Below are 24,287 nucleotides of genomic sequence, written 5' to 3'. Positions count from 1 at the left end.
TCCCCCGCCAGGGGGAGGTGGCAGGCGCAGCCTGACGGAGGGGACGGAAAGGGAAACGCCCGTTCCGTGTCCGCCCCCTCCGTCACCTTCGGTGCCACCTCCCCCTGGCGGGGGAGGATTGATGGGGGTCAGTGCTTGCCGCGGGCCTTGTGGATCAGGTGGACGATACCGGCCACTGCGCTGCCGAGGATCATGCCGATTATCCCCGCGCCCACAGCGTTGACGAGCCAGGACACCGCGCCCTTGGCGACCGGGACGGCGGCGGCAGCGCTCTCCGCGGCGTGGTGGATCACGTGCGGGACCGTCGTCAGGCCGTAGCCCTCGATGCCGTGGACGATGATGCCGCCGCCGACCCAGATCATCGCGGCTGTGCCGATGATCGACAGCGCGCTCATGACGATCGGCATGCCCTTGACGAGGCCGCGGCCGATCGCCTGGACGCCGGTGTTGCTGCGCTGGGCCAGGTGGAGGCCGATATCGTCCATCTTCACGATCAGCGCGACGACGCCGTAGACGCCGATCGTGATGCCGATGCCGACGAACGCCAGCACGATCGCCTGTTCCCAGATCGGCTTGTCGGCGACTTCCGACAGCGCGATGACCATGATCTCGGCCGACAGGATGAAGTCGGTGCGGACCGCGCCCGCGACCTTCGAATTCTCGAGCGCCTTGGGATCGGTAATGACCTCTTCCTCGGCCTCGACATGGCCGCCGCCGAACGCTTCGAGGACTTTTTCCGCCCCCTCGAAGCAGAGATAGGTGCCGCCGATAATCAGCAGCGGGGTCAGCAGCCACGGCGCGAACGCGCTGAGTGCGAGCGCGGCCGGCAGGATGAAGAGCAGCTTGTTGCGGAACGAGCCGAGCGCGATCCGCCAGATCATCGGCAGTTCGCGCTTGGGCGAGAAGCCGGTCATGTAGCGCGGCGTCACCGCGGCATCGTCGACCACAACGCCCATCGCCTTGCTGCCCGCCTTGCCCGCGGCGGCGGCGACGTCGTCGAGGCTGGCGGCGGCGAGCTTGGTGATTCCGGCGATGTCGTCGAGCAGCGCGACCAGTCCTGTGGGCATCGATGGTGTCTTTCTCGTGGTCGGTGTATCGGCGCTCGGTACCGTGACAGGATTGTCATGCAACGCCTTTCGCCCTTGCGGTAGTGCGCGGCGCGCGGAAAGGTTGCAGGCAAGACGCCCAAAGCGACAGGACCCGCCATGACCGCCCCGCAATTGACGAACGATTTCATCACCCGCCTGCCCAAGGCCGAGCTGCACCTGCATATCGAGGGCAGCCTGGAGCCCGAGCTGATGTTCGCGCTGGCGGCGCGCAACAAGGTGGCGATCCCGTTCGCCAGCGTCGAGGACGTCCGCGCGGCATACAGCTTCACCAATCTGCAGACCTTCCTCGACATCTATTATGCAGGCGCCGCGGTGCTGAAGACCGAGGAGGATTTCCGCGACCTCGCGGTCGCCTATTTCGACCGCGTCGCGCAGGACGGCGTGGTACATGCCGAGATCTTCTTCGATCCGCAGACGCATACGCACCGGGGCATCCCGTTCGACGTGGTGGCGAACGGGTTGTTCGCCGGGATCGAGGAGGCGAAGGCGAAGCACGGCATGAGCGTCGGGCTGATCATGAGCTTCCTGCGGCATCTGTCCGAGGAGGATGCGTTCGAGACGTTCGCGCAGGCCGAGCCGTGGCTCGACCGGCTGATCGGCGTGGGGCTCGATTCGTCCGAGATGGGCAACCCGCCGTCGAAGTTCGCGCGGGTGTTTGCGGCCGCAGGCGATGCCGGGCTGATGCTGTGCGCGCATGCGGGCGAGGAGGGGCCGGCCGAGTATGTCCACGAAGCGCTCGATCTGCTGCATGTCGACCGGATCGATCATGGCAATCGCGCGCTCGAGGATCCGGCGCTGGTCGCGCGGCTGGCGCGCGATGCGATGACGCTAACGGTGTGTCCGTTGTCGAACGTCGCGTTGCGCAACGTCGATACGCTCGAGAACCATCCGATCGACCGGATGCTCGATCTCGGCCTGCGCGCGACGATCCATTCGGACGATCCGGCCTATTTCGGGGGGTATATCGGCGAGAATTACCGGCAGACCGCCGCGGCGCGGAACCTGTCGCGCGAGCAGGTGGTAACGCTGGCGCGCAACAGCTTCCTGGGGAGTTTCCTGGATGACGAGACGCTTGCGGGGCATCTGGCCACGCTCGATGCCTATGTGAAGGCGAACTGACCTTTGATCCTCCCCCGCAAGGGGGAGGTGGCGCCGAAGGCGTCGGAGGGGGCGGACATGAAACCGCCGTTCCCCTGTCCGCCCCCTCCGTCAGGCTGCGCCTGCCACCTCCCCCTGGCGGGGGAGGATGAGGCGGTCGAGTGACGGACATGTGAGATTCGATGATCAAACGCTTCCTCGCGGTGTTCGAGCCGTTCATCCTCATGCTGCTCGGCACCGTCGTGCTGGCGAGCCTGCTGCCCGCGCGCGGCGGGTGGGCGACCGCGGTGAGCTATGCCGCCGATGTCGCGATCGTCCTCCTCTTCTTCCTCCACGGCGCGAAGCTGTCGCGCGAGGCGATCCTGGCGGGGCTGCGCAACTGGCGGCTGCATCTGGCGGTGCTGGCGGTGACGTTCGTCGCCTTCCCGGCATTGGGGCTGGGCGTGGCGGCGTTGCCGTTCGTCACCGGGCCGCTCGCCGCCGGCCTGTTGTTCCTGACCTTGCTGCCGTCGACGGTGCAGTCGTCGATCGCGTTCACCGCAATCGCGCGCGGCAATGTCGCGGCGGCGGTGTGCAGCGCGTCCTTCTCCAACCTGCTCGGGATCATCGTGACGCCGGCGCTGGTCGCGTTGCTGATGCCGAACGCGGGCGGGGGCGGAGTGTCGGTCGAGGGGGTCGAGGCGATCGTGCTGCAGCTGCTCGTGCCGTTCGTCGCGGGGCATCTGCTGCGGCCGTGGATCGGCGCGTGGGTGTCGCGGCGCAAGGCGGTGCTGGGCGTGGTCGACCGCGGGTCGATCCTGCTGGTGGTCTATTCGGCGTTCGGCGCGGCGGTGGTCGAGGGGCTGTGGCAGCGGCTGTCGATCGGCGACCTGGTGCTGATCGGCATGCTGTGCTGCGCGATGCTGGCGTTGGTGCTGGGGCTGACGGTCGCGGTCGCGCGTGTGATGAAGCTGCCGCGCGAGGATGCGATCGTGCTGCTGTTCTGCGGGTCGAAGAAGAGCCTCGCGGCGGGGGTGCCGATGGCGGGGGTGCTGTTCCCGGCCGCGCAGGTGGGCGTGATCCTGTTGCCGCTGATGCTGTTCCACCAGATCCAGCTGATCGCGTGCGCGGTGATCGCGCGGCGGTATGCGGCGGCGGATGCGAAGCAGGAACCGCTATCCTGACTCCCGCCGGCATCCTGACGAACGTCAGGATCCAGGGTTACGGGCGCTGACGTTTGGAGCTCTGGATCCTGACGTTCGTCAGGATGACGGCAGGGTTGGGTTGGATGGTAGGCTCAGCAACACCGCCCGCCGCCCTTGCCGCCGTAGCGGGCCTGTTGCCGGTCGCGGAAGAAGGTCTTTTCGTCCATCGGCGCGTGGTCCGGGTGGCGGTCGGCCATGTGCTGGCGATAGGCGGTGTAGCTCGGCACGCCGACCATCAGCAGCGCGGTTTCGCGGAGGCGGGCGAGGATCGTCATTCCGCCGGAACCAGCTGCGGCGGGACTTCGCTGACCGTCGGGCGGTCGGTTTTCAGCGCGGCGAGGCAGGTGCGGATGCCGAAGCCGAGGATCGACACGACGACGCCGAGGAACAGCGCGATCAGCGCGGCGTCGATGCGGTCGTTGAAGACGATGCGGTGCATCTCCTCCATCGTCTTGGCAGGCGCGAGGATCTCGCCGCGGGCGGCCGCGTCGCCGAACTTGGCCGCGTGCGCGAGAAAGCCGACCTTCACGTCGCTGGAGAAGAGTTTCAGCAGCCCCGCGGTGATCGTGCACAGGCACAGCCAGGCGGCGGGGACCATCGTGACCCAGGCGAAGCGCTGGCGCTTCATGCGGAACAGCACGACCGTGGCGAGCACCAGCGCGACCGCGGCGAGCATCTGGTTCGAGATGCCGAACAGCGGCCACAGCGTGTTCACCCCGCCCAAGGGATCGGTGACGCCCTGATAGAGGAAGAAGCCCCAGGCGATCACGCACAGGGCCGTTGCGATGATCCCGGGGACGATCGCGGAGGCATTGCGGAACGAAGGCACGACGAGGCCGATCAGGTCCTGCAGCATGAAGCGCCCGGCGCGCGTGCCCGCGTCGACCGCGGTGAGGATGAACAGCGCCTCGAACAGGATCGCGAAATGGTACCAGAATGCCTTCATAGCCGGGCCGCCGACGACGTTCGAGAAGATCTCCGCCATCGCGACCGCGAGCGTGGGCGCGCCGCCGGTGCGGCTGATGATCGTCGCCTCGCCGACGTCCTTGGCGGCCTGCGTCAGCGCGTCGGGGGCGATGAGGAAGCCCATCTTGCTGACCGCGGTCGCGGCGGAGACGGCGTTGGTGCCGACCACCGCGGCGGGGCTGTTCATCGCGAAATAGATGCCGGGATCGAGGATCGTCGCGCCGACCAGCGCCATGATCGCGACGAAGCTCTCCATCAGCATCGCGCCATAGCCGATGAACGGGGCGTCGCTCTCGCTGGCGATGAGTTTGGGCGTCGTGCCGCTGGCGATCAGCGCGTGGAAGCCCGACACCGCGCCGCACGCGATGGTGATGAACAGGAACGGGAACAGCCCGCCCGACCAGACCGGGCCGCTGCCATCGATGAACTTGGTGAGCGCGGGCATTTTCAGCGGCGGCGCGACGATCGCGATGCCGACCGCGAGGGCGACGATCGCGCCGATCTTGAGGAAGGTCGACAGATAGTCGCGCGGCGCGAGCAGCAGCCAGACGGGGAGCACCGAGGCGACCGCGCCGTAGCCGACCATCATCACGCAGAGCTGGACCGGGGTCAGCGTGAAGATCGGGCCCCAGACCGGCGAGGCGGCGACGCTGCCGCCATAGACGATCGCGAGCAGCAGGCCGATCACGCCGAGCACCGAGACCTCGCCGACCTTACCCGGGCGGATCCAGCGCGTGTAGATGCCCATCGCGAAGGCGAGCGGGATCGTCGCGGCGACGGTGAACAGCCCCCAGGGGCTGCCGGCGAGCGCGCGGACGACGATCAGCGCGAGCACCGCGAGGATGATGACCATGATCGCGAACGCGCCGATCAATGCGATCACGCCGGGGACCGCGCCCATCTCCATGCGGATGAGTTCGCCCAAGGACCGCCCGTCGCGGCGCATCGAGATGAACAGCACCATGAAGTCCTGCACCGCGCCTGCGAGCACGACGCCGGCGAGGATCCAGAGCGTGCCGGGGAGATAGCCCATCTGCGCGGCGAGCACCGGGCCGACCAGCGGGCCGGCGCCGGCGATCGCGGCGAAATGGTGGCCGAACAGCACGTTGCGGTCGGTCGCGACGTAGTCGAGCCCGTCGGCGCGGCGGATCGCAGGCGTCGGGCGGCTCGGGTCGAGCTGCATGACGTGGCGTGCGATGTAGCGCGCGTAGAAGCGGTAGGCGATGAGGTTGATCGAGACCGACGCGGCGACGATCCACAGCGCGTTGACGTTCTCGCCGCGGACGAAGGCGATGACCGCGAGTGCGCACGCCGCGAGCAGGCTGAGCGCGCCCCAGCCGAATTTTTCGCGTAACGTCATGCGGTACCCCTACCGTTCAGGAAAACGACCACCCCGGCGAAGGCCGGGGCCCAATTGGCAAGGTCGATGTAACGGACCGGTGCGCGTCGTCACAGCTGTTTCCCAATTGGGCCCCGGCCTTCGCCGGGGTGGAAAAGACTATTTCCGCCCCTTCAACTCGTCGCCGACGATCCGCACGACGTGCAGCACGTTGGTCGATCCCGGCGTGCGGAACGGCACACCCGCCATCACGATCACGCGGTCGCCGGCCTTGGCCATGTTGTGCCGCAGCGCCATGCGCTTCGACTTGCCGACCATGTCCTCAAACGATTCGACGTCGCGGGTGTGGACCGCGTGCGTGCCCCAGAGCAGCCCGAGCCGGCGCGCGGTCTCCAGGCTGGGGGTGAGGACCAGCAGCGGCACGCCCGGCCGCTCGCGCGCGATTCGCCGGGGCGTCGAGCCCGAGGTGGTGAAGCAGATGATCGCCACCGCATCGACCGTCGCGGCGATGTTCTTCGCGGCCTCGGCGAGCGCATCCGCGGTCGTCGGATCGGGCTTCATCACGGTGAAGTGCATGCGGTCGCCGTGCTCGGGATCGCCCTCCACCGAGACACCGATCGCGTTCATCATCGCGACCGATTCGACCGGCCAGTCGCCCGCCGCACTCTCGGCCGAGAGCATGATCGCATCGGCGCCGTCATAGATTGCGGTCGCCACGTCCGAGACTTCGGCGCGGGTCGGCGACGGCGAGGTGATCATGGATTCGAGCATCTGCGTCGCGACCACCACCGGGCGGCCCATCCGGCGCGCAACCTCGACGATGCGCTTCTGCAGCGGCGGCACCGCCTGGGGCGGCATCTCGACGCCGAGATCGCCGCGCGCGACCATCACGCCGTCGCACGCCTCGACGATCTCCTCGAGCCGGTCGATCGCCGCGGGCTTCTCGATCTTGGCGAGCAGCGCGGCCTTGCCGCCGATCAGTTTCCGCGCCTCCCAGAGGTCCTCGGGCCGCTGCACGAACGACAGCGCGATCCAGTCGACGCCCTGGTCGACCGCGAAGTCGAGATCGCTGCGATCCTTGTCGGTCAGCGCGGCCATCGGCAGCACGACGTCGGGGACGTTCAGCCCCTTGTTGTTCGACAGCATGCCGCCGACCACCACGACCGTCTCGATCTGCGTCGGGCCGTGTCCGGTGACGCGCAACACGAGCTTGCCGTCGTCGAGCAGCAGGCGGGCGCCGGTCTCGATCCCCTCGAAGATCTCGCGGTGCGGCAGTTCGACGCGGGTGGCGTCGCCGGGCGTGGTGTCGCGGTCGAGCAGGAAGGTCGTGCCGGTCTTGAGCTCGACCTTTCCGGCCGCGAACTTGCCGACGCGCAGCTTGGGGCCCTGGAGATCGGCGAGGATCGTCGTCGGGCGCCCGAACTCCTTCTCCATCGCGCGGATCGCCTGGATCACCGCGATCTTCGACTGCTGGTCGCCATGGCTCATGTTAATGCGGAACGCGTCGGCGCCCGCCTCGAACAGAGTCGCGATCATGTCCGGGGAATTGCTCGCCGGGCCCAGCGTCGCGAGGACGCGCACCTTGCGGGGGCGTGGGGATATCGCCTTCGTCATTCAGCACTCCTGGGGGCTTTGCCGGTTCGTGCCTTAACCCCTATCTCGACACGATCAACCTCAACCACGGGATGGACGCGGATAATGGACAAGCTCGACGAACTCGACGATGCCGTAGCGGCGGCAGCCTTTCGCCGGCTGGTGCGCCACCTGCGCCACCGCGGCGACGCACAGAATATCGACCTAATGGGATTGGCCGGCTTCTGCCGCAACTGCCTGTCCGACTGGGTCGAGGAGGCGGGGCACATGGACAAGGAGGCCGCGCGCGAGACGGTCTACGGCATGCCCTATGCGCAGTGGAAGGCGCAGAACCAGGGCAGCGCGAGGCCCGAGCAGCTCGAGCGGATGCGCGCGAGCGTGGCGTTGAACGCACCGGGGAACGCACCCGCCTAAAGCGGCATTGAGCCGCGCACGGTTAACGCCTAGACGCGGCGCCGCACCGGGTCGCGCGATTCACCGGCCGTCCTTCGCGGACGCCGATCGCGCCCGGTCTGTCTTTTGAGCGAATGGGGATATCATGACGGACGAACGCCAACACGGCATGGGCGGCGGCGCGGTCGCGGCAGACGAACTGCGCCTGCTGATCGAGCGCGCCGAGCGGCTCGAGGAAGAGAAGAAGGGCATTTCGGACGACATCAAGGACGTCTTTGCCGAAGCCAAGGGCCGAGGTTACGACGGCAAGGCAATGAAAAAAATTATGGCTATCCGAAAAAAGAAGAAGGAAGAATATCAGGAGGAGGAAGCTATACTCGAAGTTTATTTACAGGCTTTGGGAATGCTCTGATAAACTGGACGGGGGCGATCAGTCGTCCTCGTCTATAGCTAAAGCGGCGCGATATTCCGAGAGCGCGCCCTTGTCACCACTTAAAAGTGCATCAACGATTGTGCGCATTTCCGTTGCATGCGTTCGAAAGGCGGCGGTTGTGGCGGTAAGAGCCGCAAGTATCGAATCGTTGATCCACGAGAACGCTATTTCTGCTCTTGCCATATCGTCATTGCCGAGATGTAGATCTTCCCGGCTCTTGGGATGGGTGATGCGGTGGCGCGCGCTCAATGCATCTTTTAGAGCCGACCAGCCTGTGCTTCCGAAATCAAGAGACAGTTCCGGATCGATAAGCTTCGCCTGTCGGTTTGTGAGTTTTATTATCGTGGGTAGAGTAATGAACTTTACTTGCTCTATGATCGTGCCTCGGTCAGTGACGCTAAAGCTTCTTTCCTGTAGGGCAAGGTCAGCTACCGGGGTAAGTAGGCCCATGCTTTTCGCCATCGATCGTACCTGCTGCCGGTATAACCAGATAGATCCTTCAATTGCTGCGAAGATCGTTCGAATGACTTCGCGGCGGTGTGTCTGAGAGTCGCAGTCATCCCGGCGCGCCCTCGCAACGAGCACGTCTTCCATCAAGGTGCCCAGAAAACTTAGGCGCAGCTCGTCGTCAATGGGGGAGTCTTGCATGCACTGCCGTCTCCCATGCTCCGCCTAACCTATCAAGGAGTATTGGCCTCCGCCGGCTGCGTGGTCCAGCCGAGGCCGGGAATCGTGATCGAACGCTTGCCGGCGAGGTCGACGCGGCAGACGATCAGGTCGCGGCTCTCGATATAGCCGATCAGGCGCTTCACGCGGCCGATCGAGCTGGTGCCGTAGGTCGCGGCGATGCGTGCGTCGGACGGGCAGGGCTCGCCCTCGCGCGCGGCGCGGGCGACCAGCAGGAACGCCCCGAGCATGTCGTCGGGCAACCCGCTGGCGACGTCGAGCGCGGCGGTCCACGCCTCGTCCGTCATGTCGAAGATTCCGGCGCGCGCGCAGCTCAGACGGCGGACGAAGCCGGGCAGGTCGAGCGGCGGCTTGGCGAGTCCCGCCATCCGGCAGCGCACCTGGAAATCCTGGAACAGCACCGAGGGCGGGCGCAGCGACGATTCGGCGTCGGCGACGATCGCGCGGAATACCTCGGCATAGATCGCCTCGACCTCGTCGTCCGACTTGTCGGGCGGCGGGGGGGCGGCGGTGCGCGGTTCGGGCGTGCGGCCGATGCCGTCGATCAGTTCCTCGGCGGGGACGCGGCGCGGGCGCGAATCGAACAGCAGGCCGAGCTCGGGCGCGTCGATAACGGGTTCGGAGAGCAGGTCGGCGAGGTCCATCGGCGTGGCGGTGGGGAGCGGCGTGAGCTTGGGGCTGCCGCTGCGTGCCGAGGTCTCGACGTCGCCGATCTTGACCGTGATCGGCCGCCTGGAGACCGCGGGGCCAAGCGCCATGAAGGTGCCGCGCTGGAGGTCGCGGATCGCCTCGGCCTGGCGGCGCTCCATGCCGAGCAGGTCGGCGGCGCGCGCCATGTCGATGTCGAGGAAGGTGCGGCCCATCAGGAAGTTGGACGCTTCGGCCGCGACGTTCTTGGCGAGCTTGGCGAGACGCTGCGTCGCGATGACGCCCGCGAGCCCGCGCTTGCGGCCGCGGCACATCAGGTTGGTCATCGCCGCGAGCGAGGCGCGGCGGACTTCCTCCGACACTTCGCCGCCGGTGACGGGGGCGAACATCTGCGCCTCGTCGACGACGACAAGCGCCGGGTACCAATGCTCGCGCGGGGCGTCGAACAGCGCGGAGAGGAACGACGCGGCGCAACGCATCTGGCCCTCGACCTCGAGTCCCTCGAGGCTGAGCACCGCCGACGTGCGGTGTTCGCGCAGGCGGGTGGCGATCCGCGCGATCTCGCGTTCGCTGTATTCGCCCGCCTCGATCACGACATGGCCGTGCGGGCCGGCGAGAGTCACGAAATCGCCCTCGGGATCGATCACGATCTGCTGGACCTGGCCTGCCGAGCGTTCGAGCAGGCGGCGCAGCAGATGCGACTTTCCCGACCCCGAATTGCCCTGCACCAGCAAGCGTGTGGCAAGCAGTTCCTCGAGGTCCATCGCCACGGCGGTGCCGTTGCCGTCGGTTCCCATGTCTACGCGTACCGTCATGCCGGGCGTTTGGCAGGTCGGGCGCCCCTGCGGCAAGCGGCGAGTTCGGATTCTATGATCCTCCCCCGCCAGGGGGAGGTGGCGCCGAAGGCGACGGAGGGGGCGGCAACTCCAACGCCGGTTCCGTGTCCGCCCCCTCCGTCACCTGCGGTGACACCTCCCCCTGGCGGGGGAGGATGGAAACGCGTTCACATTCCGGGCTAGACCCGCCCCATGACCCAGACCTCATCGCTCGACGAACTTTCGCAGCGCCTGCTCGGCAAGCCGCCGGGGGCGCTCGACGACGAGGAGCGGCGCGTCCTGGCGGGAATCGAGGCGGGGACTACGGTCAGCCGTGACGCCGCAGACGTCGCCGACGAACAGGCGAGCTTCGGCGACCGGCTGGCCGACCGGGTCGCGGCGGTCGGCGGGTCGTGGGGGTTCATCATCGCCTTCGCGGCCGTGCTGTTCGGGTGGATGATCCTCAATTCCGAGATCCTCGGGCATGTCGGGCGAGCGTTCGACCCCTATCCGTACATCTTCCTCAACCTGCTGCTGTCGACGCTGGCGGCGATCCAGGCGCCGGTGATCATGATGAGCCAGAACCGGCAGTCGGCAAAGGACCGGTTGGCGGCGAGCCTCGATTACGAGACCAACCTGCGCGCCGAACTCGACATCCTGCGCGTGCACCACAAGATCGACCATCTGGTGCTCGACCGGCTCGACGCGATCGAGCGGAAGATCGACGGTCTGGCGAAAACGCCGCCCACGGCCTAAGAGCGGCGCAACAGCTCAAAAGAGGCACCGATGGCAGGCCATTCCAAATACAAGAACATCATGCACCGCAAGGGTGCGCAGGATAAGAAGCGCTCGTCCGCGTTCAGCAAGCTCAGCCGCGAAATCACCGTCGCCGCCAAGATGGGCCTGCCCGACCCCGACATGAACCCGCGCCTGCGCGCGGCGATCAACGCCGCCAAGGCGATGTCGCTCCCCAAGGAGAACATCCAGCGCTCGATCGACAAGGCGAGCAAGGGCGACGCCGAGAATTACGAGGAAATCCGTTACGAGGGGTTCGGCCCCGGCGGCGTGTCGCTGATCATCGAGGCGCTGACCGACAACCGCAACCGCACCGCGACCAACGTGCGCGTCGCGGTCGCCAAGAACGGCGGCAATCTGGGCGCGAGCGGCTCGGTCAGCCATGCGTTCGACCGGGTGGGCCTGATTTCCTATCCCGCGAGCGCGGGCGATGCCGAGGCGGTGTTCGAGGCGGCGCTGGACGCGGGCGCCGAGGACGTGACGTCGAGCGAGGACGGCCACGAGATCTGGACCGCGGTCGCCGACCTGCACGAGGTCGCCAAGGCTTTGGAGGCCAAGCTGGGCGAGGCCGAGGGCGCGAAGCTCGCCTGGCGGCCGCAGACGATGGTCGATGTCGGCGAGGACGATGCGGGGACGCTGTTCAAGCTGATCGAAGTGCTCGACGAGGACGACGACGTGCAGACGGTGTGGGGGAATTACGAGGTCTCGGACGAGATTCTGGAGAAACTGGGCTGAATTTGATTCACGCAAAGGCGCGAAGGCGCAATGAAGAAGAGGTTTTCGCGCAGAGGCGCAGAGAGCGCAGAGGGAGCGCGCGCGCTTCATCTGTTGCCCGCGTCAGCGGGCCTTTGCACCCGCGGGTAACAGCACAGGCGAAGGTCTCGCTAAGGCGAGACGATGGCCCCGACCGCATCACCTCGGCGTCCTCTGCGCCTCTGCGCGAACACACCTTCTCTTCGCGTCTTAGCGGCTTCGCGTGATCATCCTCGGCCTCGACCCGGGGCTCGGCACGACCGGATGGGGCGTGATCCGGGCGGAGGGGAACCGGCTCAGCCATATCGCCAACGGGCAGGTGAGGACCGACCCGTCGATGGCGCTGCCGCGGCGGTTGACGGCATTGTACGGTGCGTTGATCGACGTGATCCGCGCCGAGCGGCCCGATGGCGCGGCGGTCGAGGAGGTGCTCGGCAACACCAACGCGCAGTCGACGCTGAAGCTGGGGCAGGCGCGCGGCGTCGTGTTGCTCGCCGCGGCGGGGGCGGGGCTGCATATCGGCGAATATCATCCCTCGACCGTCAAGAAGGCGGTGGTGGGATCGGGGGGGGCCGAGAAGCGGCAGATCCAGGCGATGATGGCGGTGCTGCTGCCGGGGACCAAGCTCGCCGGGCCCGACGCCGCTGATGCGCTCGCGGTGGCGATCACGCATGCGCATCACCTGGCGAGCGCGCAGGCGCAGGCGCGGCGGAGCATCGCCTGACGTCTGACTCTTGGGTTGCGCTCGCCGCGATTGGCTGCGAGCAGAGCGCGCCGAGCAATCACGGCGGGGGGGAAGAACATGGCCGATCTGCTCGCAAACGCACGGACGATCATCGCGCATATCGCCGGGCATCTGCAGGCCGATGTCAGCGTCGAACTGTGGAACGGCGAGATCGTGCCGCTGGGGCCGAATGCACGCGACGACATCCGCATCGTGATCGCATCGCCCGCGGCGATCGGGCGGCTGGTGCGATCGCCCAAGCTGATGACACTGGTCGAGGTGTACATCGCCGGCGGGATCGACATCCAGGGCGGCAGTCCGCTCGAGGCGCTGGGGCGGTGGGAGCATCTGCGCGCGGTGGGGCTGGTCAAGTCGGTGAACCGCGGGCTGATCATGAAGGCGGCGTGGCCGTTCCTGTTCGCGACCGACGGCGACAAGGGCGCGCTGAGCTTCGGCGACCGGGTCGGCGCGCTGTTCGGCAAGGGCCGCGACGACACCGCGATGATCCAGTTCCACTACGACGTGTCGAACGCTTTCTATCAACTGTTCCTAGACCCCGAGATGCAATATTCGGCCGCGGTGTTCGCGACGCCGGAAACGAGTCTCGCGGATGCGCAGCTCGCCAAGATGGATCTGATCTGCCGGAAGCTGGAGCTGGTGCCGGGCGACCGGATGCTCGATCTCGGATGCGGCTGGGGTGGCCTAGCGTGCCATGCGGCGGAGTTCTTTGGCGCGACCGTACACGGCATCACGCTGTCGCAGGAGCAGCATGACCTAGCGCAGGCGCGCGTCGCGAGCCGGGGCTTGAGCGACCGGGTGACGATCGAGCTGCGCGACTATCGGACGATCGAGACCCCGGGGATTTACGGCAAGATCGCGCAGATCGGGATGTTCGAGCATGTCGGGATCGACAATCACGACCGGCATTTCGAACAGATGCACCGGTTGCTCGGCCCGCACGGGTTGTATTTGCACCAGGCGACAACTCGGCGCGCGACCAAGGACCTGACCAAGTTCCGCAAGCGGACCGCCTATATGGCGGTGATCAACCGTTATATCTTCCCGGGCGGCGAACTCGATTATATCGGGATGACGACGACCAATCTCGAGCGGCACGGCTTCGAGGTGATGGATGTCGAGAGCATGCGCGAGCATTATTACCGCTCGCTCAAGGCCTGGAGCGAGGCGCTGTACGCGAACCGCGAGGCGGCGGTCGCCGAGGTCGGGCTGACGCGGACCCGGTTGTGGCTGTTGTATCTCGCGCTGTCGTGCACCGGGTTCTGGCGCGGGGTGCTGTGCGATTTCCAGACGCTCGCGCAGAAGCGGACGGTGGGGTTGTCGGGGCTGCCGTTGCGGCCGGGGTATCGAGGGCTCTCCTGATCCTCCCCTGCGAGGGGGAGGTGGCACGCGTAGCGTGACGGAGGGGGCGGGAACTCCAACGTCCGTTCCGTGTCCGCCCCCTCCGTCGCCTACGGCGCCACCTCCCCCTGGCGGGGGAGGATTTAGCGGTGCTTCAGGCCACGGACACGGTGCCAGACGTAGAACCCCACCAGCGCGATCAGGACCAGGCCGATCAGCAGGTCGGCAGAATGGAACGCCGCCTTCACCCGCGGGTCGCTGTCCCATTTGTCGCCGAGCTTCATGCCGACCCAGGCAAGGCCGAAACACCACGGCCAGGAGCCGATGAAGGTGTAGAGGTGGAACGGCACCAGCTTCATCCGCGCGACGCCCGCCGGAAACGCGATGAACGAACGGATCACCGGGAGCAGCCGGCCGATCAGCACCGCCGCCGAGCCCCAGCGCACGAAGAAGCGGTCGGCGGCGTCGAGCTCGCCCGGGCCGATCAGCACGTAGCGGCCCCAGCGCTCGGCCATCGGGCGCCCGCCGCGCTTGCCGACCTCATAGGCGACGATCGAGCCGAGATTGCACCCGATCGCGCCCGCGGTGGCGGCGAGATAGAGGTCGAACCGGCCGGTCGAGACGAGATAGCCCGCGAACGGCATGATGATTTCCGACGGCAGCGGGATGCATGCACTCTCGATCGCCATGAGGATCGCGATGCCGACATAGCCGCCCGACGAGATCACCCAGATGGTGAAGGTGGCGAGGACGCCGAGGATCTTTTCGAACATGGGCGCGCGATCTGGGGCAAGTGGCGCGGCCGGTCAATCGGAACCCGCTGCGGCTCCGGTCTGTTGGGGGCGAATGACAGATCTCACACTCAACGACGGCCGCACCATGCCCCAGCTCGGCATGGGGACGTGGCAGATTCCCGACAGCCAGGTGGCGGCGATCGTCCGCAACGGGCTCGATATCGGCTTCCGGCTGGTCGACACCGCCGCGATCTACGAGAACGAGCGCGGGGTCGGCGACGGCTACAAGGGGTCGGATGCGTTCCTGACGACCAAGTTGTGGAACGACCGGCAGGGCGATCCCGAGGCCGCGCTCGACGAGAGCCTCGCGCTGCTCGGGCTCGACGCGGTCGACCTGTATCTGATGCACTGGCCGGCGCCGGGGCAGGGACAATTTGTCGACGCGTGGAAGGCGATGGTGGCCCTGCGCGATGCGGGGAAGACGCGGTCGATCGGCGTGTCGAACTTCGAGCCCGCGCATCTGGACGCGATCGTCGCGGCGACCGGCGTGACGCCGGTGGTGAACCAGATCGAGCTGCACCCGAACTTCCAGCAGCGCGAGGCGCGGGCGTATCACGAGCGGCACGGGATCGTGACGCAGAGCTGGAGTCCGCTCGGGCAGGGCAAGACGCTGCTGACCGACGCGCGGATCACAGACATCGCGGCGAAGCATGGGCGGAGCGCGGCGCAGGTTATCCTGGCGTGGCATCTGGCGTTGGGGCTTTCGGTGATCCCGAAGGCGTCGGATGCCGAGCATCTGACGGACAATTTCGCGGCGCTGGACCTGACACTGGACGATGAGGATATGGCCGCGATCGCGGCGATGGATGACGCGGGTGGGCGGATGGGGCCTGAGCCGGGGTCGATGTAACAGCAGACCGCCCCCTATTCCGTCATCCCAGCGAAGGCTGGGATCTCGTGCGGCTGGCAGGGGACAGGAGCCGCGGGAGACCCCAGCCTGCGCTGGGGTGACGGGGTTTGGATGGGACGACCCCTATATCCGCCCACCCACGACGCGCAGATCCTCGACGAACCGCGCATATTCCTCCCGCGCCTGGCCCTCGTCGGGCAGGCGCAGCAGATAGCTCGGGTGGACGGTGATCCACGCTTCGCCGCCGCTCGGTAGCTCCATCGCGCGGCCGCGGTTCTTGCCGATCGCCATGACCTTGCCGAACAGCGAGCGCGCGGCAGTTGCGCCCAGCGCCACCGTGACCTTGGGCTTCACGAGCATCTGCTCCTGCTCGACCCACCAGCGGCACGCGTCGATCTCGCCGGCAGCCGGCGACGAGTGGATGCGGCGCTTGCCGCGCTGTTCGAACTTGAAGTGCTTGACCGCGTTGGTGACGTAGGCGCGCGCGCGGTCGACGCCGGCCTCGGCCATCGCGCGGTCGAACATCTGGCCGGCGGGACCGACGAACGGGCGGCCGGCGAGGTCCTCCTGGTCGCCGGGCTGTTCGCCGACGAACATCAGCGGGGCATCGACCGGGCCTTCGCCGAACACGGTTTGCGTCGCGGGCTTGTACAGCGGGCAGCGGGTGCAGCCGGCGGCCTCGTCGCGCAGCGCCTCCCAGGCAATCAGGCTGTTGCCGCCGATATGCTCGCGTGACTTGGTGATCATGCCCGACTCCCGTGCCTGCGCTGCTGCGAGCATGCCAGGGACCAGCGCGGTCTCGGGCATGTTCTTCCAGTATTTCTTCGGCATCTCCTTTAGCATCGCGCCGATCTTCACGCGCGCCGGGTTGAAGGTGCTGGCATAGTAGGTCTTCCAGACGTCCTCGGTCGGGTCGCCGTCGGGGGCGTCGGCCTTGCTCGCGCCGGGGCCTTCGGACAGCGCCTTGCCGTCCCAGTGGATCGAGACCTCGGGCGTCAGGATCGACCAGCGCATGCTGGCGAAGCGGTTGACGAAGAACGCGGCGTTGGCGCGGACGATGTGGTGATCGGGTTCGAACCACGCGACGAAGCGCGGGGCGCCGTCCCCCCCATCACCGTCCTCCACCTCGCGGAAGCGGAGGAAGGCGCGCATCTTGTGGATGTCGCGGCGGACATCCTTGGCGATGCGGTCGAGCCGGCGGACGAGCGGGTCGGCGCGGTCCTCGATCGCCTTGGGCTCGCGGCGCAGGCGGAAGAGCAGGGTGTAGAGCAGCGCGAAGCGTTCGGGGTCACTGGCGAGGATCGCCGAGCGCGCGAGGTCGAGGAACGCGCGGGGGACGCTGAGGCCGCCGGGGGCGGGGGCGGCGACCGGATCGGCGGTGGTCGCGAAGAGATCGGCGGGGGCGTCGCCGACCTGCCAGACGACGTCGTCGGGGGGGGTGTCGCTGGCGATCAGGCCGCGCGCGGCGTCGCGCCAGCCGTCGAAATCGTCGGGTTCGGTGAGTGTTACGACGCGCATCGAACCCCAACGCCGTCATGCTGAACTCGTTTCAGCATCCAGGCCGCCTCATGCGATATCGTTTGCGGAAAGATGGACCCTGAAACGAGTTCAGGGTGACGGGGGTCACGCAAACATTTCCATCTGTTTGGGCCTTGGCTTCGGAGCGATCAGTGGGCGAAGGTCCGCCGTGTCGGACAGCACGACCGGGCGCCAGTCTTCCGCGATAATAAAAGGCCGGAGCTTCGCCACCGACACGGTCAGCCGCGCGACGTCGGCCAGGTGCAGCCTCCGCCAGCGCCGGCTCGCCAGGATGCCGTTGACCGCTTTCACCCCCAGCCCCGGCACGCGCAACAGCATCTCCCGCGGGGCGCGGTTGACGTCGACCGGGAACGATCCGCGGAACTTGAGCGCCCAGGCGAGCTTGGGGTCGATGTCGAGCGGGAGCATGCCCGTCGCGTCGTCGGCGGCGGCGACTACCTCGTGCGGCTGGAACTCGTAGAAGCGCATCAGCCAGTCGGACTGGTAGAGCCGGTGCTCGCGCATCAGCGGCGGGCGCTGCAACGGCAGCACGGCGCTCGCGTCCGGGATCGGGCTGAACGCCGAATAATAGACGCGGCGCAAACCGAAGCGATCGTAGAGCGTCGAGGCCTTCTTCACGATGTCGCCATCGGTCGCGGCGTCGGCGCCGACGATCATCTGCGTCGACTGGCCCGCGGGGGCGTAGCGCGGCGCGGACTTGTACTTGGCCTTGGCGTCCTTGCCGTCGACGATCGAGGCCTTCACTTCCGACATCGCGGTTTCGATACGGACGCCGTCCTTTTCGGGGGCGAGCCGCTTGAGGCCACCCGCGGTCGGCAGCTCGACGTTGATCGACAGGCGATCGGCGTAAAGCCCCGCCTGGTGGACCAACTCGGGATCGGCGTCGGGGATCGTCTTGAGGTGGATATAGCCGCGGAAGTGATGGTCTTCGCGCAAGCTACGCGCGACCTCGACCATCTGCTCCATCGTGTAGTTGGACGAGGCGATGATGCCCGAGGAGAGGAACAGACCCTCGATATAGTTGCGCTTGTAGAAGGCGATGGTCAGGTCGACGACCTCCTTCGCGGTGAAGCGCGCGCGGCGGACGTTCGAGCTCTTGCGGTTGATGCAGTAATGGCAGTCGAAGATGCAGCTGTTGGTCAGCAGGATCTTGAGCAGGCTGATGCAGCGGCCGTCGGGGGCATAGGCGTGGCAAATGCCCATGCCTTCGGTCGAGCCAAGCCCCTTGCCGTCCTTCGAGTTGCGTTTGGCAGTGCCGGACGAGGCGCAGGACGCGTCGTATTTCGCGGCGTCGGCCAGGATCTCCAGCTTTTCACGGGTGTCGAGCTGCGCCATCCGTTCGCTGTACGTTCTCGATCGAGCGTTGTCGATTGCTTCAGATCAAGAGAACAGGCCTAACAGGTAGCGGATCAGGTCGACGATGCTGCCCAGGCTGACCGGTAGGAGCAGCAGAACCAGCGCATAGGCGAGCAGCAGGCGGGTCAACGCCTTTTCGTGGCGGAAGGGCGGCTTGCGCGGGGGCAGGTCGTCCTTGCGGGGCCAGATGGTCGAGTCGTCGAGGAACATGCGCGGAGGATATCGTATCGGCGCGGGCGCGTCATTCCGCCGCGAGCAGGCCTTCGGCGGCCTGCAGGTCGACCGAGACGAGTCGGCTGACGCCGCGTTCGATCATCGTCACGCCGAACAGGCGGTGCATCCGGCTCATCGTCACCGCATTGTGCGTGACGACGAGGTAACGCGTGGCGGTGTCGGTCGCCATCCGGTCGAGCAGGTCGCAGAAGCGTTCGATATTGGCGTCGTCGAGCGGCGCGTCGACCTCGTCGAGCACGCAGATCGGCGCGGGGTTGGTCAGGAACAGCCCGAAGATCAGTGCGACCGCCGTCAGTGCCTGTTCGCCGCCCGAGAGCAGCGTGAGCGACTGGAGCCGCTTGCCGGGGGGCTGCGCCATGATCTCGAGTCCCGCCTCGAGCGGGTCGTCCGAATCGACGAGTTCCAGATGCGCGGCGCCGCCGTCGAACAGCGTCGAGAACAATGTGCGAAAATGCCCATTGACCGCCTCGAACGCGGCGAGCAGCCGTTGCCGCCCCTCGCGGTTGAGCGTGCCGATCGAGCCGCGCAGGCGGTTGACGGCTTGGCCGAGTTCGTCGCGCTCTGCGGCGTTGCCGACACTGGCGGCTTCGAGCTCGGCGAGTTCCTGCGTCGCCATCAGGTTGACCGGGCCGATCCGTTCGCGGTCGAGCGAGAGGCGGTCGTGCGCGGCGGATTCCTCCGAGGGCGCGCGGACGGTGGCGGCGTCGAAGGCGAGGCGTTCGGGGAGGACGGGGGCGGGGCAGGCGAAGCGTTCGCCCGAGAGCCGGCCCATCTCGACGCGGCGCAACTCCTGGTTCTCAACGCGCGCGACCGCGCCGGCGCGGTGTTCGCGGGCCTGGGCGAGCGCTTCGTTGGCGCGGCGGTGCTCCTCGTCCGCGGTGCGGAGGGCGGCGTCCGCAGTCAGTTCGGCCGCCGCGCGCTCATCCGCGGTGACGCGCGCGGTTGCGTGGTCGGCGTCGCGGCGAACGATGTCGGCGTCGAGCGCGGCGGGGCGATCGACGAGCGCGGCGATGTCGAGCGCGAGGCGGGCGGCGCGCGCGTCCATGTCGGCGATGCGTTTGGCGGCCTCGCCCGCGCGGGCGCGCCAGCTGCGCGTGTCGGCCTGCGCCGCGGCGAGGCGTTCGCGGTGGGCGGCGTGCGCGCGTTCGCCGGATGCGCGGTCGGCGCGTGCCTGGCCGACGGTCGCGCGGCAGGCTTCGGCGTCGCGTTGCAGCGTGGCGACGCGGTCGGCGTTGGCGCGGCCGTCGGGAACCGCGGCCATCGCCGCCTGCGCTGTGACCAGTTCGGCGGCGGCGTCGGCGGCATCGTCCGCGACACGCGCGGCGCGCGCGTCGAGATCGGCGCGCTGGCTGGCGAGGCGTTCGAGCGCGGTGGTCGCGCGGTCCTCGATGCGAAGCGCATCGCGGCCCTCGGTCTCGGCGCGTTGCAGTGTGGCGCGCGCAGTCTGTGCGGCCTGGCGGGCGGCGGCGATCGCCGTGTCGATCGCCGCTTGCGCGGTTTCGGCATCGGCCAGTGCGGCGGCGGCGGGGGCCCGGGCGTCGTGCAGCGCCTTCAGGCGGTTGAGGCGGACGAGCCGTTCGACTGCGGCGGCACCGCTGCCGCTGGCGGCGAACCCGTCCCAGCGGCGCAGCACCCCCGCGCGCGTGACGAGCCGCTGGCCGACCGCGAGCGGGTGTCCGGCGTCGGTGTCGGTGACGAAGATCTGCGCGAGGCGGCGCGCGAGGGCGGGCGGTGCGTCGACGTGCGGGGCGAGCGGTTCGGTGCCCGAGGGGGCCTCGGGGTCGTCGGGCGCGGGTTCCGCGCCGGTCCAGGCGGCGAGGCCGGTGTCGAGATCGTCGGCGAGCGCGGCGGCGAGCGCGCGTTCATAGCCGGGGCGGGCGGCGACATGGTCGAGCAGGCGGTCGCGGCCGCTCGCCTGCGTCGCTTTCGTCAGCGCGGCGGCCTCGCTGTCGATCGCGGCGAGTTCGGCGCGGGCGGTGGCTCGGGTCGCCTCGGCGGTGTCGCGCGCGGCGATCGCAGTGCGTTCGTCGGTGTCGGCCTGGGCTAGCGTCACGCGCGCGGCGTCGGCGGTGGCAGCGGCCGTCGTGCGCGCCGTTGCGGCTGCGGCGCGCTCGGCTTCGAGCGGGGCGGGCTGGGGGAGCACCCGAAGCGCGGCGGCGAGGCTCGCACCGTCGCGCGCGGCACGATCGGTGCGCGCGCGGGCGGCGGCAAGTGCGGCGCCGGCGACGCGGAGTTCTGCGGCGTCCTGCGCCTGGCGGGCGAGCGCCTGGGCGAGCGCAACCTCGGCATCGCGCGCACGGCGTTCCGCCTCGGCAAGCGCGGCGTCGAAGGCCGGGCGCGCCTGTACTGCGGCAGCGATCGCGGCGTCGAGCGTACGCGCCTCGTCGGCAAGGCGCGCGAGCGCGGCGGCGGCGTCGCTGGCTAGCGAGCCTTCGCGGTCGCGGTCCTCGGCGATGCGGTCGCGATTGGCGATCAGTTCGGCGATACGCTGGTCCAGGCTCGTCTTCTCGGTCCGGAGCGCGGCGAGCGCGTGCGCGGCATCGCTGGCGGCGTCGCGCGCGGCGAGGGCTGCGGCGCGTGCGGTGCCGACGGTACGCGCGGCGTCGAGTTGGGCGGTAGCGGCGGCGCGTTCGGCATCGGTGGCGGTGCGGACGCGGGTCTCGGCGTCCGCGGCTTCGGCCTTGGCGGCGTCGGCGGCGGCCGCGGCTTCGCGCCAGCGGGCGAAGATCAGCCGCGCCTCGGCGACGCGGATCTGGTCGGAGAGCTGGCGATAGCGGTCTGCGGCGCGCGCCTGGCGGCGCAGCGCGGCGACGCGCGCGTCCTGGTCGGCGATCACCTCGTCGAGCTTGGCGAGATTGGCTTCGGTGGCGCGAAGCTTGGATTCGGCGTCTTTCCGGCGGACGTGAAGCCCCGAGATTCCTGCCGCATCCTCGAGCATCGCGCGCCGGTCGGCGGGCTTGGCGGCGATGACCGCGCCGATCCGGCCCTGGCTGACGAGCGCGGGGCTGTGCGCGCCGGTGGCGGCGTCGGCGAACAGCAGGCCGACGTCCTTGGCGCGGACGTCGCGGCCGTCAATCCGGTAGGCGGAGCCGGCGCCGCGTTCGATGCGGCGGACGATCTCGGTTTCCTCGCCCGCGATCTCGGCGAGGATCGAGACTTCGGCGAAGTCGCGCGGGGGGCGGGTGGTGGTGCCGGCGAAGATCACGTCTTCCATGCCGGCGCCGCGCAGGGACTTGGCGCTGGCCTCGCCCATCGTCCAGCGCAGCGCTTCGAGGAGGTTGGACTTGCCGCAGCCATTGGGGCCGACGACGCCGGTCAGCCCGGGCTCGATCCGCAGGTCGGCGGGTTCGACGAAGCTCTTGAACCCCGCGATGCGGAGGCGTTTGATCTGCATGTTGGCGCCCCCCTTCTGCCGGTCGCGGCTAGCCTAGTCGAAGGGCGGTGGCACAAACAGGCCTGTCCTTCGACTTCGCTCAGGACGAACGGGGGGGTACTCGATCCTCCCCCGCCAGGGGGAGGTGGCGCCGAAGGCGACGGAGGGGGAGGACACGGAACGGATGGTAGCGTTTCCGCCCCCTCCGTCACGCTACGCGTGCCACCTCCCCCTGGCGGGGGAGGATTGTGGGACGCCTACGCGCCCGCGGCCTTCAGTGCCTTCTCCATCGCAGCCCAGGTCACTACGCCTTCGACGTTCTTGCCGTTGAGGAAGAAAGTCGGGGTGCCCGTCACCGAGCCGTCCTGCATCGCCTTCTCGGTCGGCTTGGCCATGATCTCGAGCTGCTTCTGGTCGGCTAGGCAGGCGCGCGCCTTGGCCTCGGGGATGCCGCGCTGCTTGACGAAGTCGATCGCGCCCATCTGTTCGGCGAGCGCGGTCGCGACCTGCGTCGGGGACTTGCCCTGCAGCGCTGCCTGCGCGGGCTGCGGCATCGCCTGCAGCTTGTCGAGGAACGCGATCTGGTTCTGATAGGTCTGTTCGAGCAGCGGGAAGAAGCTGTCGACGGTGCCGCACTGACCGAGCAACGTCAGCGCAACGTCGGAGGCGCCGTGGACGAGGAAGTCGCGGAATTCGAAGCTGACCTTGCCGGTCGAGACATAGTTGTCGGTCAGCGGCTTGTACGCCTCGCGGCCGAACGCGCCGCAGGTCGGGCACGAGCGCGCGCCATATTCGACGAGCTTGATCGGCGCGTCGGGGTTGCCCATCCGATAGCCCTCTTCGGTCTTCACGACCGTCTCGGACCAGTTCTTGCCGGCGGGTGCGGGGGTCGCGGCGACCGGGGTCGCGGAGGTCACGCTGTTGGCGGAATCCTCCTTCGAGCAGGCCGCGAGGGGAAGGGCCACGAGGGCGATGGCAAGGAGGGGTGCGTAGGCGAACTTCATGCGAGTACTCCGCTTGGGATTATCTGGCGCCGGCGGCGCGTAAGGCGGGTTCGAGCTGCTTCCACGCGGCGTGGGGCGCGCGCTTGCCGTTGACGTAGAAGGTCGGGGTCGAATCGATTTCCGATGGCGCGTTGGCGGTCAGCGCGACGATGCGGTCGATCTCGGCTTGGTCGGCGAAGCACGCGCCGATCGCCGCGTCCGACAGGCCGCGCGCCTTGACGAGTGCGGTCAGGCCGGCGCCGTCGGCATTGGCGCGGAGCTGCGCCTGGGTCGGGTAGAGCCCGATCCGCGCGCCGTTCGCCTGCTGGAAATCGATGCCGCGCTGGAGCCAGCTCGGCTGCGCGGCGAAGATCGCGGCGGTTGTGCCGGCAAATCCCTTCGGCCCGGTGCATCGCGCGAGCACCGCGGCGGCGAGGTCGAGCTTGTCGCGGATGAAGTGGCGGATCTCGAGGCTGGTCGAGCCTGAGGCGATCATCTGCTTGTGCAGCACCGCTTCGGAATCGCCGGAGAACGCCGCGCAGTGCGAGCAGGTGTAGCTGGCATATTCGACCAGCTTCACGCGCGCGGCGGGGTTGCCGATGACATAGGCGCCCGCGGGCGTCTTCGTCGCGACGGCGTTCCAGTCACGCCTGGGCGCCGCACCGGTGAGGAGGACGACGGAAACGAGGGCAAGCAGCAAGCGCATTCAGCTGATCCTGGGAGGGCCGTTGGTCGAGGCGACGCCGGCGGCAAGCGATTCGAGGACGGCGCGGAGTTCGGGGTCGGCGATGCCCTTGAGGCTGTCGCCGAGCTCGAGCGGGACCGCGCGGATCGACGGCGGGCTTTTGCGCGGCGGCGGCGCGGCGACCTCGCCCTGGCGGATCGCGACCTTGGCGACCGCGGCATAGCCGAAGAAGCGGTTCACGCGCTCCATGATCTCGGGCGTGATGTGCTGCATCATCGGCGCGTGGGCGCCGCGGACGGTCAGCGTGAGCGTGCCGTCCTGCTTCTTGCCGACTGGGAAGCGGATCGATTCGGGGGTGCTGGCGCCCGCCAGCTTCTCGCCGACGATCTCGGGCCAGCGGCTGACGATCGAGGATTGCACGAAGCCGAAGCGCCTGAACGCCGCGCCGCCGATCGACGGCAGCAGCTCCGACACGGCGCGCGCGCGGTTCTCGCGCGGGGCGTCGGGGTCGGTGCGACCTTTCGCTCTGGGACGCGGGCTGGGCGGCTTGCTCATCCGCGAACCCATGCCATAGGCG

At 68.4% G+C, this 24,287-nt stretch carries 23 protein-coding genes; 9 read left to right on the top strand and 14 right to left on the bottom strand.

Annotation, left to right across the window (positions count from 1 at the left end):
• Positions 1-128 precede the first annotated feature (128 nt).
• The gene (locus tag FSB78_RS12965; protein ID WP_147083033.1) at positions 129-1,067 is read right to left on the bottom strand and encodes a DUF808 domain-containing protein; all 939 of its coding nucleotides are present in this window, start codon (positions 1,065-1,067) and stop codon (positions 129-131) included.
• A gap of 138 nt (positions 1,068-1,205) precedes the next feature.
• Here FSB78_RS12965 and FSB78_RS12960 point away from each other — a divergent pair, with 138 nt between their 5' ends.
• Together FSB78_RS12960 and FSB78_RS12955 are read left to right on the top strand one after the other, a co-directional pair.
• On the top strand, positions 1,206-2,228 hold the full coding sequence (locus FSB78_RS12960; RefSeq protein ID WP_242008264.1) for an adenosine deaminase: 1,023 nt from the start codon (positions 1,206-1,208) through the stop codon (positions 2,226-2,228).
• 161 nt (positions 2,229-2,389) lie between these two features.
• A complete protein-coding gene (locus FSB78_RS12955) occupies positions 2,390-3,370 on the top strand; it encodes a bile acid:sodium symporter family protein (RefSeq protein ID WP_147083032.1) in 981 nt (326 codons plus the stop codon).
• 113 nt (positions 3,371-3,483) lie between these two features.
• Here FSB78_RS12955 and FSB78_RS12950 read toward each other — a convergent pair whose 3' ends face one another.
• From FSB78_RS12950 to pyk, 3 genes are all read right to left on the bottom strand, one after another.
• On the bottom strand, positions 3,484-3,666 hold the full coding sequence (locus FSB78_RS12950) for a YbdD/YjiX family protein (RefSeq protein WP_147083031.1): 183 nt from the start codon (positions 3,664-3,666) through the stop codon (positions 3,484-3,486).
• Entirely contained in the window at positions 3,663-5,717 is a 2,055-nt protein-coding gene (locus FSB78_RS12945) for a carbon starvation CstA family protein (protein WP_147083030.1), read from the bottom strand. The genes FSB78_RS12950 and FSB78_RS12945 overlap by 4 nt, the downstream gene beginning before the upstream one ends.
• Before the next feature lie 138 nt (positions 5,718-5,855).
• Positions 5,856-7,310, bottom strand: coding sequence for a pyruvate kinase (pyk, locus tag FSB78_RS12940; protein WP_147083029.1), 1,455 nt, complete (start codon positions 7,308-7,310; stop codon positions 5,856-5,858).
• Between the two features lie 84 nt (positions 7,311-7,394).
• Here pyk and FSB78_RS12935 point away from each other — a divergent pair, with 84 nt between their 5' ends.
• Positions 7,395-7,703 (top strand): DUF1244 domain-containing protein, encoded by a 309-nt coding sequence (locus FSB78_RS12935; protein ID WP_147083028.1) that lies wholly within the window; start codon positions 7,395-7,397, stop codon positions 7,701-7,703.
• 148 nt (positions 7,704-7,851) lie between these two features.
• Complete coding sequence (locus FSB78_RS12930) at positions 7,852-8,094, top strand: DUF2312 domain-containing protein (protein WP_199743283.1); 243 nt, start codon at positions 7,852-7,854, stop codon at positions 8,092-8,094.
• An 18-nt stretch (positions 8,095-8,112) separates the two neighbouring features.
• On the opposite strand, the gene FSB78_RS12925 is transcribed toward FSB78_RS12930, so the two are convergent.
• Together FSB78_RS12925 and FSB78_RS12920 are read right to left on the bottom strand one after the other, a co-directional pair.
• Positions 8,113-8,763, bottom strand: coding sequence for a hypothetical protein (locus FSB78_RS12925; RefSeq protein ID WP_147083026.1), 651 nt, complete (start codon positions 8,761-8,763; stop codon positions 8,113-8,115).
• Positions 8,764-8,795: 32 nt separating this feature from the next.
• Complete coding sequence (locus FSB78_RS12920) at positions 8,796-10,265, bottom strand: helicase HerA domain-containing protein (protein ID WP_147083025.1); 1,470 nt, start codon at positions 10,263-10,265, stop codon at positions 8,796-8,798.
• 213 nt (positions 10,266-10,478) lie between these two features.
• On the opposite strand from FSB78_RS12920, the gene FSB78_RS12915 reads away from it, so the two are divergent.
• The 4 genes from FSB78_RS12915 to FSB78_RS12900 all read left to right on the top strand — a co-directional run bounded on the left by FSB78_RS12915 (position 10,479) and on the right by FSB78_RS12900 (position 13,917).
• Positions 10,479-11,021, top strand: a complete 543-nt coding sequence (locus FSB78_RS12915; protein ID WP_147083024.1) for a DUF1003 domain-containing protein — start codon at positions 10,479-10,481, stop codon at positions 11,019-11,021.
• A gap of 30 nt (positions 11,022-11,051) precedes the next feature.
• The gene (locus FSB78_RS12910; RefSeq protein ID WP_147083023.1) at positions 11,052-11,795 is read left to right on the top strand and encodes a YebC/PmpR family DNA-binding transcriptional regulator; all 744 of its coding nucleotides are present in this window, start codon (positions 11,052-11,054) and stop codon (positions 11,793-11,795) included.
• A gap of 241 nt (positions 11,796-12,036) precedes the next feature.
• The gene (gene ruvC, locus FSB78_RS12905) at positions 12,037-12,537 is read left to right on the top strand and encodes a crossover junction endodeoxyribonuclease RuvC (RefSeq protein WP_147083022.1); all 501 of its coding nucleotides are present in this window, start codon (positions 12,037-12,039) and stop codon (positions 12,535-12,537) included.
• 78 nt (positions 12,538-12,615) lie between these two features.
• Positions 12,616-13,917, top strand: a complete 1,302-nt coding sequence (locus FSB78_RS12900) for an SAM-dependent methyltransferase (RefSeq protein WP_147083021.1) — start codon at positions 12,616-12,618, stop codon at positions 13,915-13,917.
• A gap of 122 nt (positions 13,918-14,039) precedes the next feature.
• On the opposite strand, the gene FSB78_RS12895 is transcribed toward FSB78_RS12900, so the two are convergent.
• Entirely contained in the window at positions 14,040-14,669 is a 630-nt protein-coding gene (locus tag FSB78_RS12895) for a DedA family protein (RefSeq protein ID WP_147083020.1), read from the bottom strand.
• A 73-nt stretch (positions 14,670-14,742) separates the two neighbouring features.
• Between FSB78_RS12895 and FSB78_RS12890 the strand changes: the two genes are divergently transcribed.
• Positions 14,743-15,540, top strand: coding sequence for an aldo/keto reductase (locus FSB78_RS12890; RefSeq protein ID WP_147083019.1), 798 nt, complete (start codon positions 14,743-14,745; stop codon positions 15,538-15,540).
• A gap of 123 nt (positions 15,541-15,663) precedes the next feature.
• Here FSB78_RS12890 and FSB78_RS12885 read toward each other — a convergent pair whose 3' ends face one another.
• From FSB78_RS12885 to FSB78_RS12855, 7 genes are all read right to left on the bottom strand, one after another.
• Positions 15,664-17,058, bottom strand: a complete 1,395-nt coding sequence (locus tag FSB78_RS12885) for a UdgX family uracil-DNA binding protein (RefSeq protein WP_147083018.1) — start codon at positions 17,056-17,058, stop codon at positions 15,664-15,666.
• A 105-nt stretch (positions 17,059-17,163) separates the two neighbouring features.
• The gene (locus FSB78_RS12880) at positions 17,164-18,414 is read right to left on the bottom strand and encodes a putative DNA modification/repair radical SAM protein (protein ID WP_147083017.1); all 1,251 of its coding nucleotides are present in this window, start codon (positions 18,412-18,414) and stop codon (positions 17,164-17,166) included.
• Between the two features lie 45 nt (positions 18,415-18,459).
• Positions 18,460-18,645: a hypothetical protein gene (locus FSB78_RS12875; protein WP_147083016.1), complete on the bottom strand. Its 186-nt coding sequence runs from the start codon at positions 18,643-18,645 to the stop codon at positions 18,460-18,462.
• Between the two features lie 31 nt (positions 18,646-18,676).
• Entirely contained in the window at positions 18,677-22,063 is a 3,387-nt protein-coding gene (locus FSB78_RS12870) for a chromosome segregation SMC family protein (protein ID WP_147083015.1), read from the bottom strand.
• Positions 22,064-22,299: 236 nt separating this feature from the next.
• Complete coding sequence (locus FSB78_RS12865) at positions 22,300-23,046, bottom strand: thioredoxin domain-containing protein (RefSeq protein ID WP_147083014.1); 747 nt, start codon at positions 23,044-23,046, stop codon at positions 22,300-22,302.
• 19 nt (positions 23,047-23,065) lie between these two features.
• Positions 23,066-23,731: a thioredoxin domain-containing protein gene (locus FSB78_RS12860; protein ID WP_147083013.1), complete on the bottom strand. Its 666-nt coding sequence runs from the start codon at positions 23,729-23,731 to the stop codon at positions 23,066-23,068.
• Complete coding sequence (locus tag FSB78_RS12855) at positions 23,732-24,265, bottom strand: DUF721 domain-containing protein (protein ID WP_242008262.1); 534 nt, start codon at positions 24,263-24,265, stop codon at positions 23,732-23,734.
• Positions 24,266-24,287 lie beyond the last annotated feature (22 nt).

Origin of the sequence: Sphingomonas ginsenosidivorax, from assembly GCF_007995065.1 — a bacterium.
GTDB lineage: Bacteria > Pseudomonadota > Alphaproteobacteria > Sphingomonadales > Sphingomonadaceae > Sphingomonas > Sphingomonas ginsenosidivorax.
Note: the sequence above shows the minus strand (reverse complement) of the source record. Positions and strands in the feature narration are given on the sequence as shown.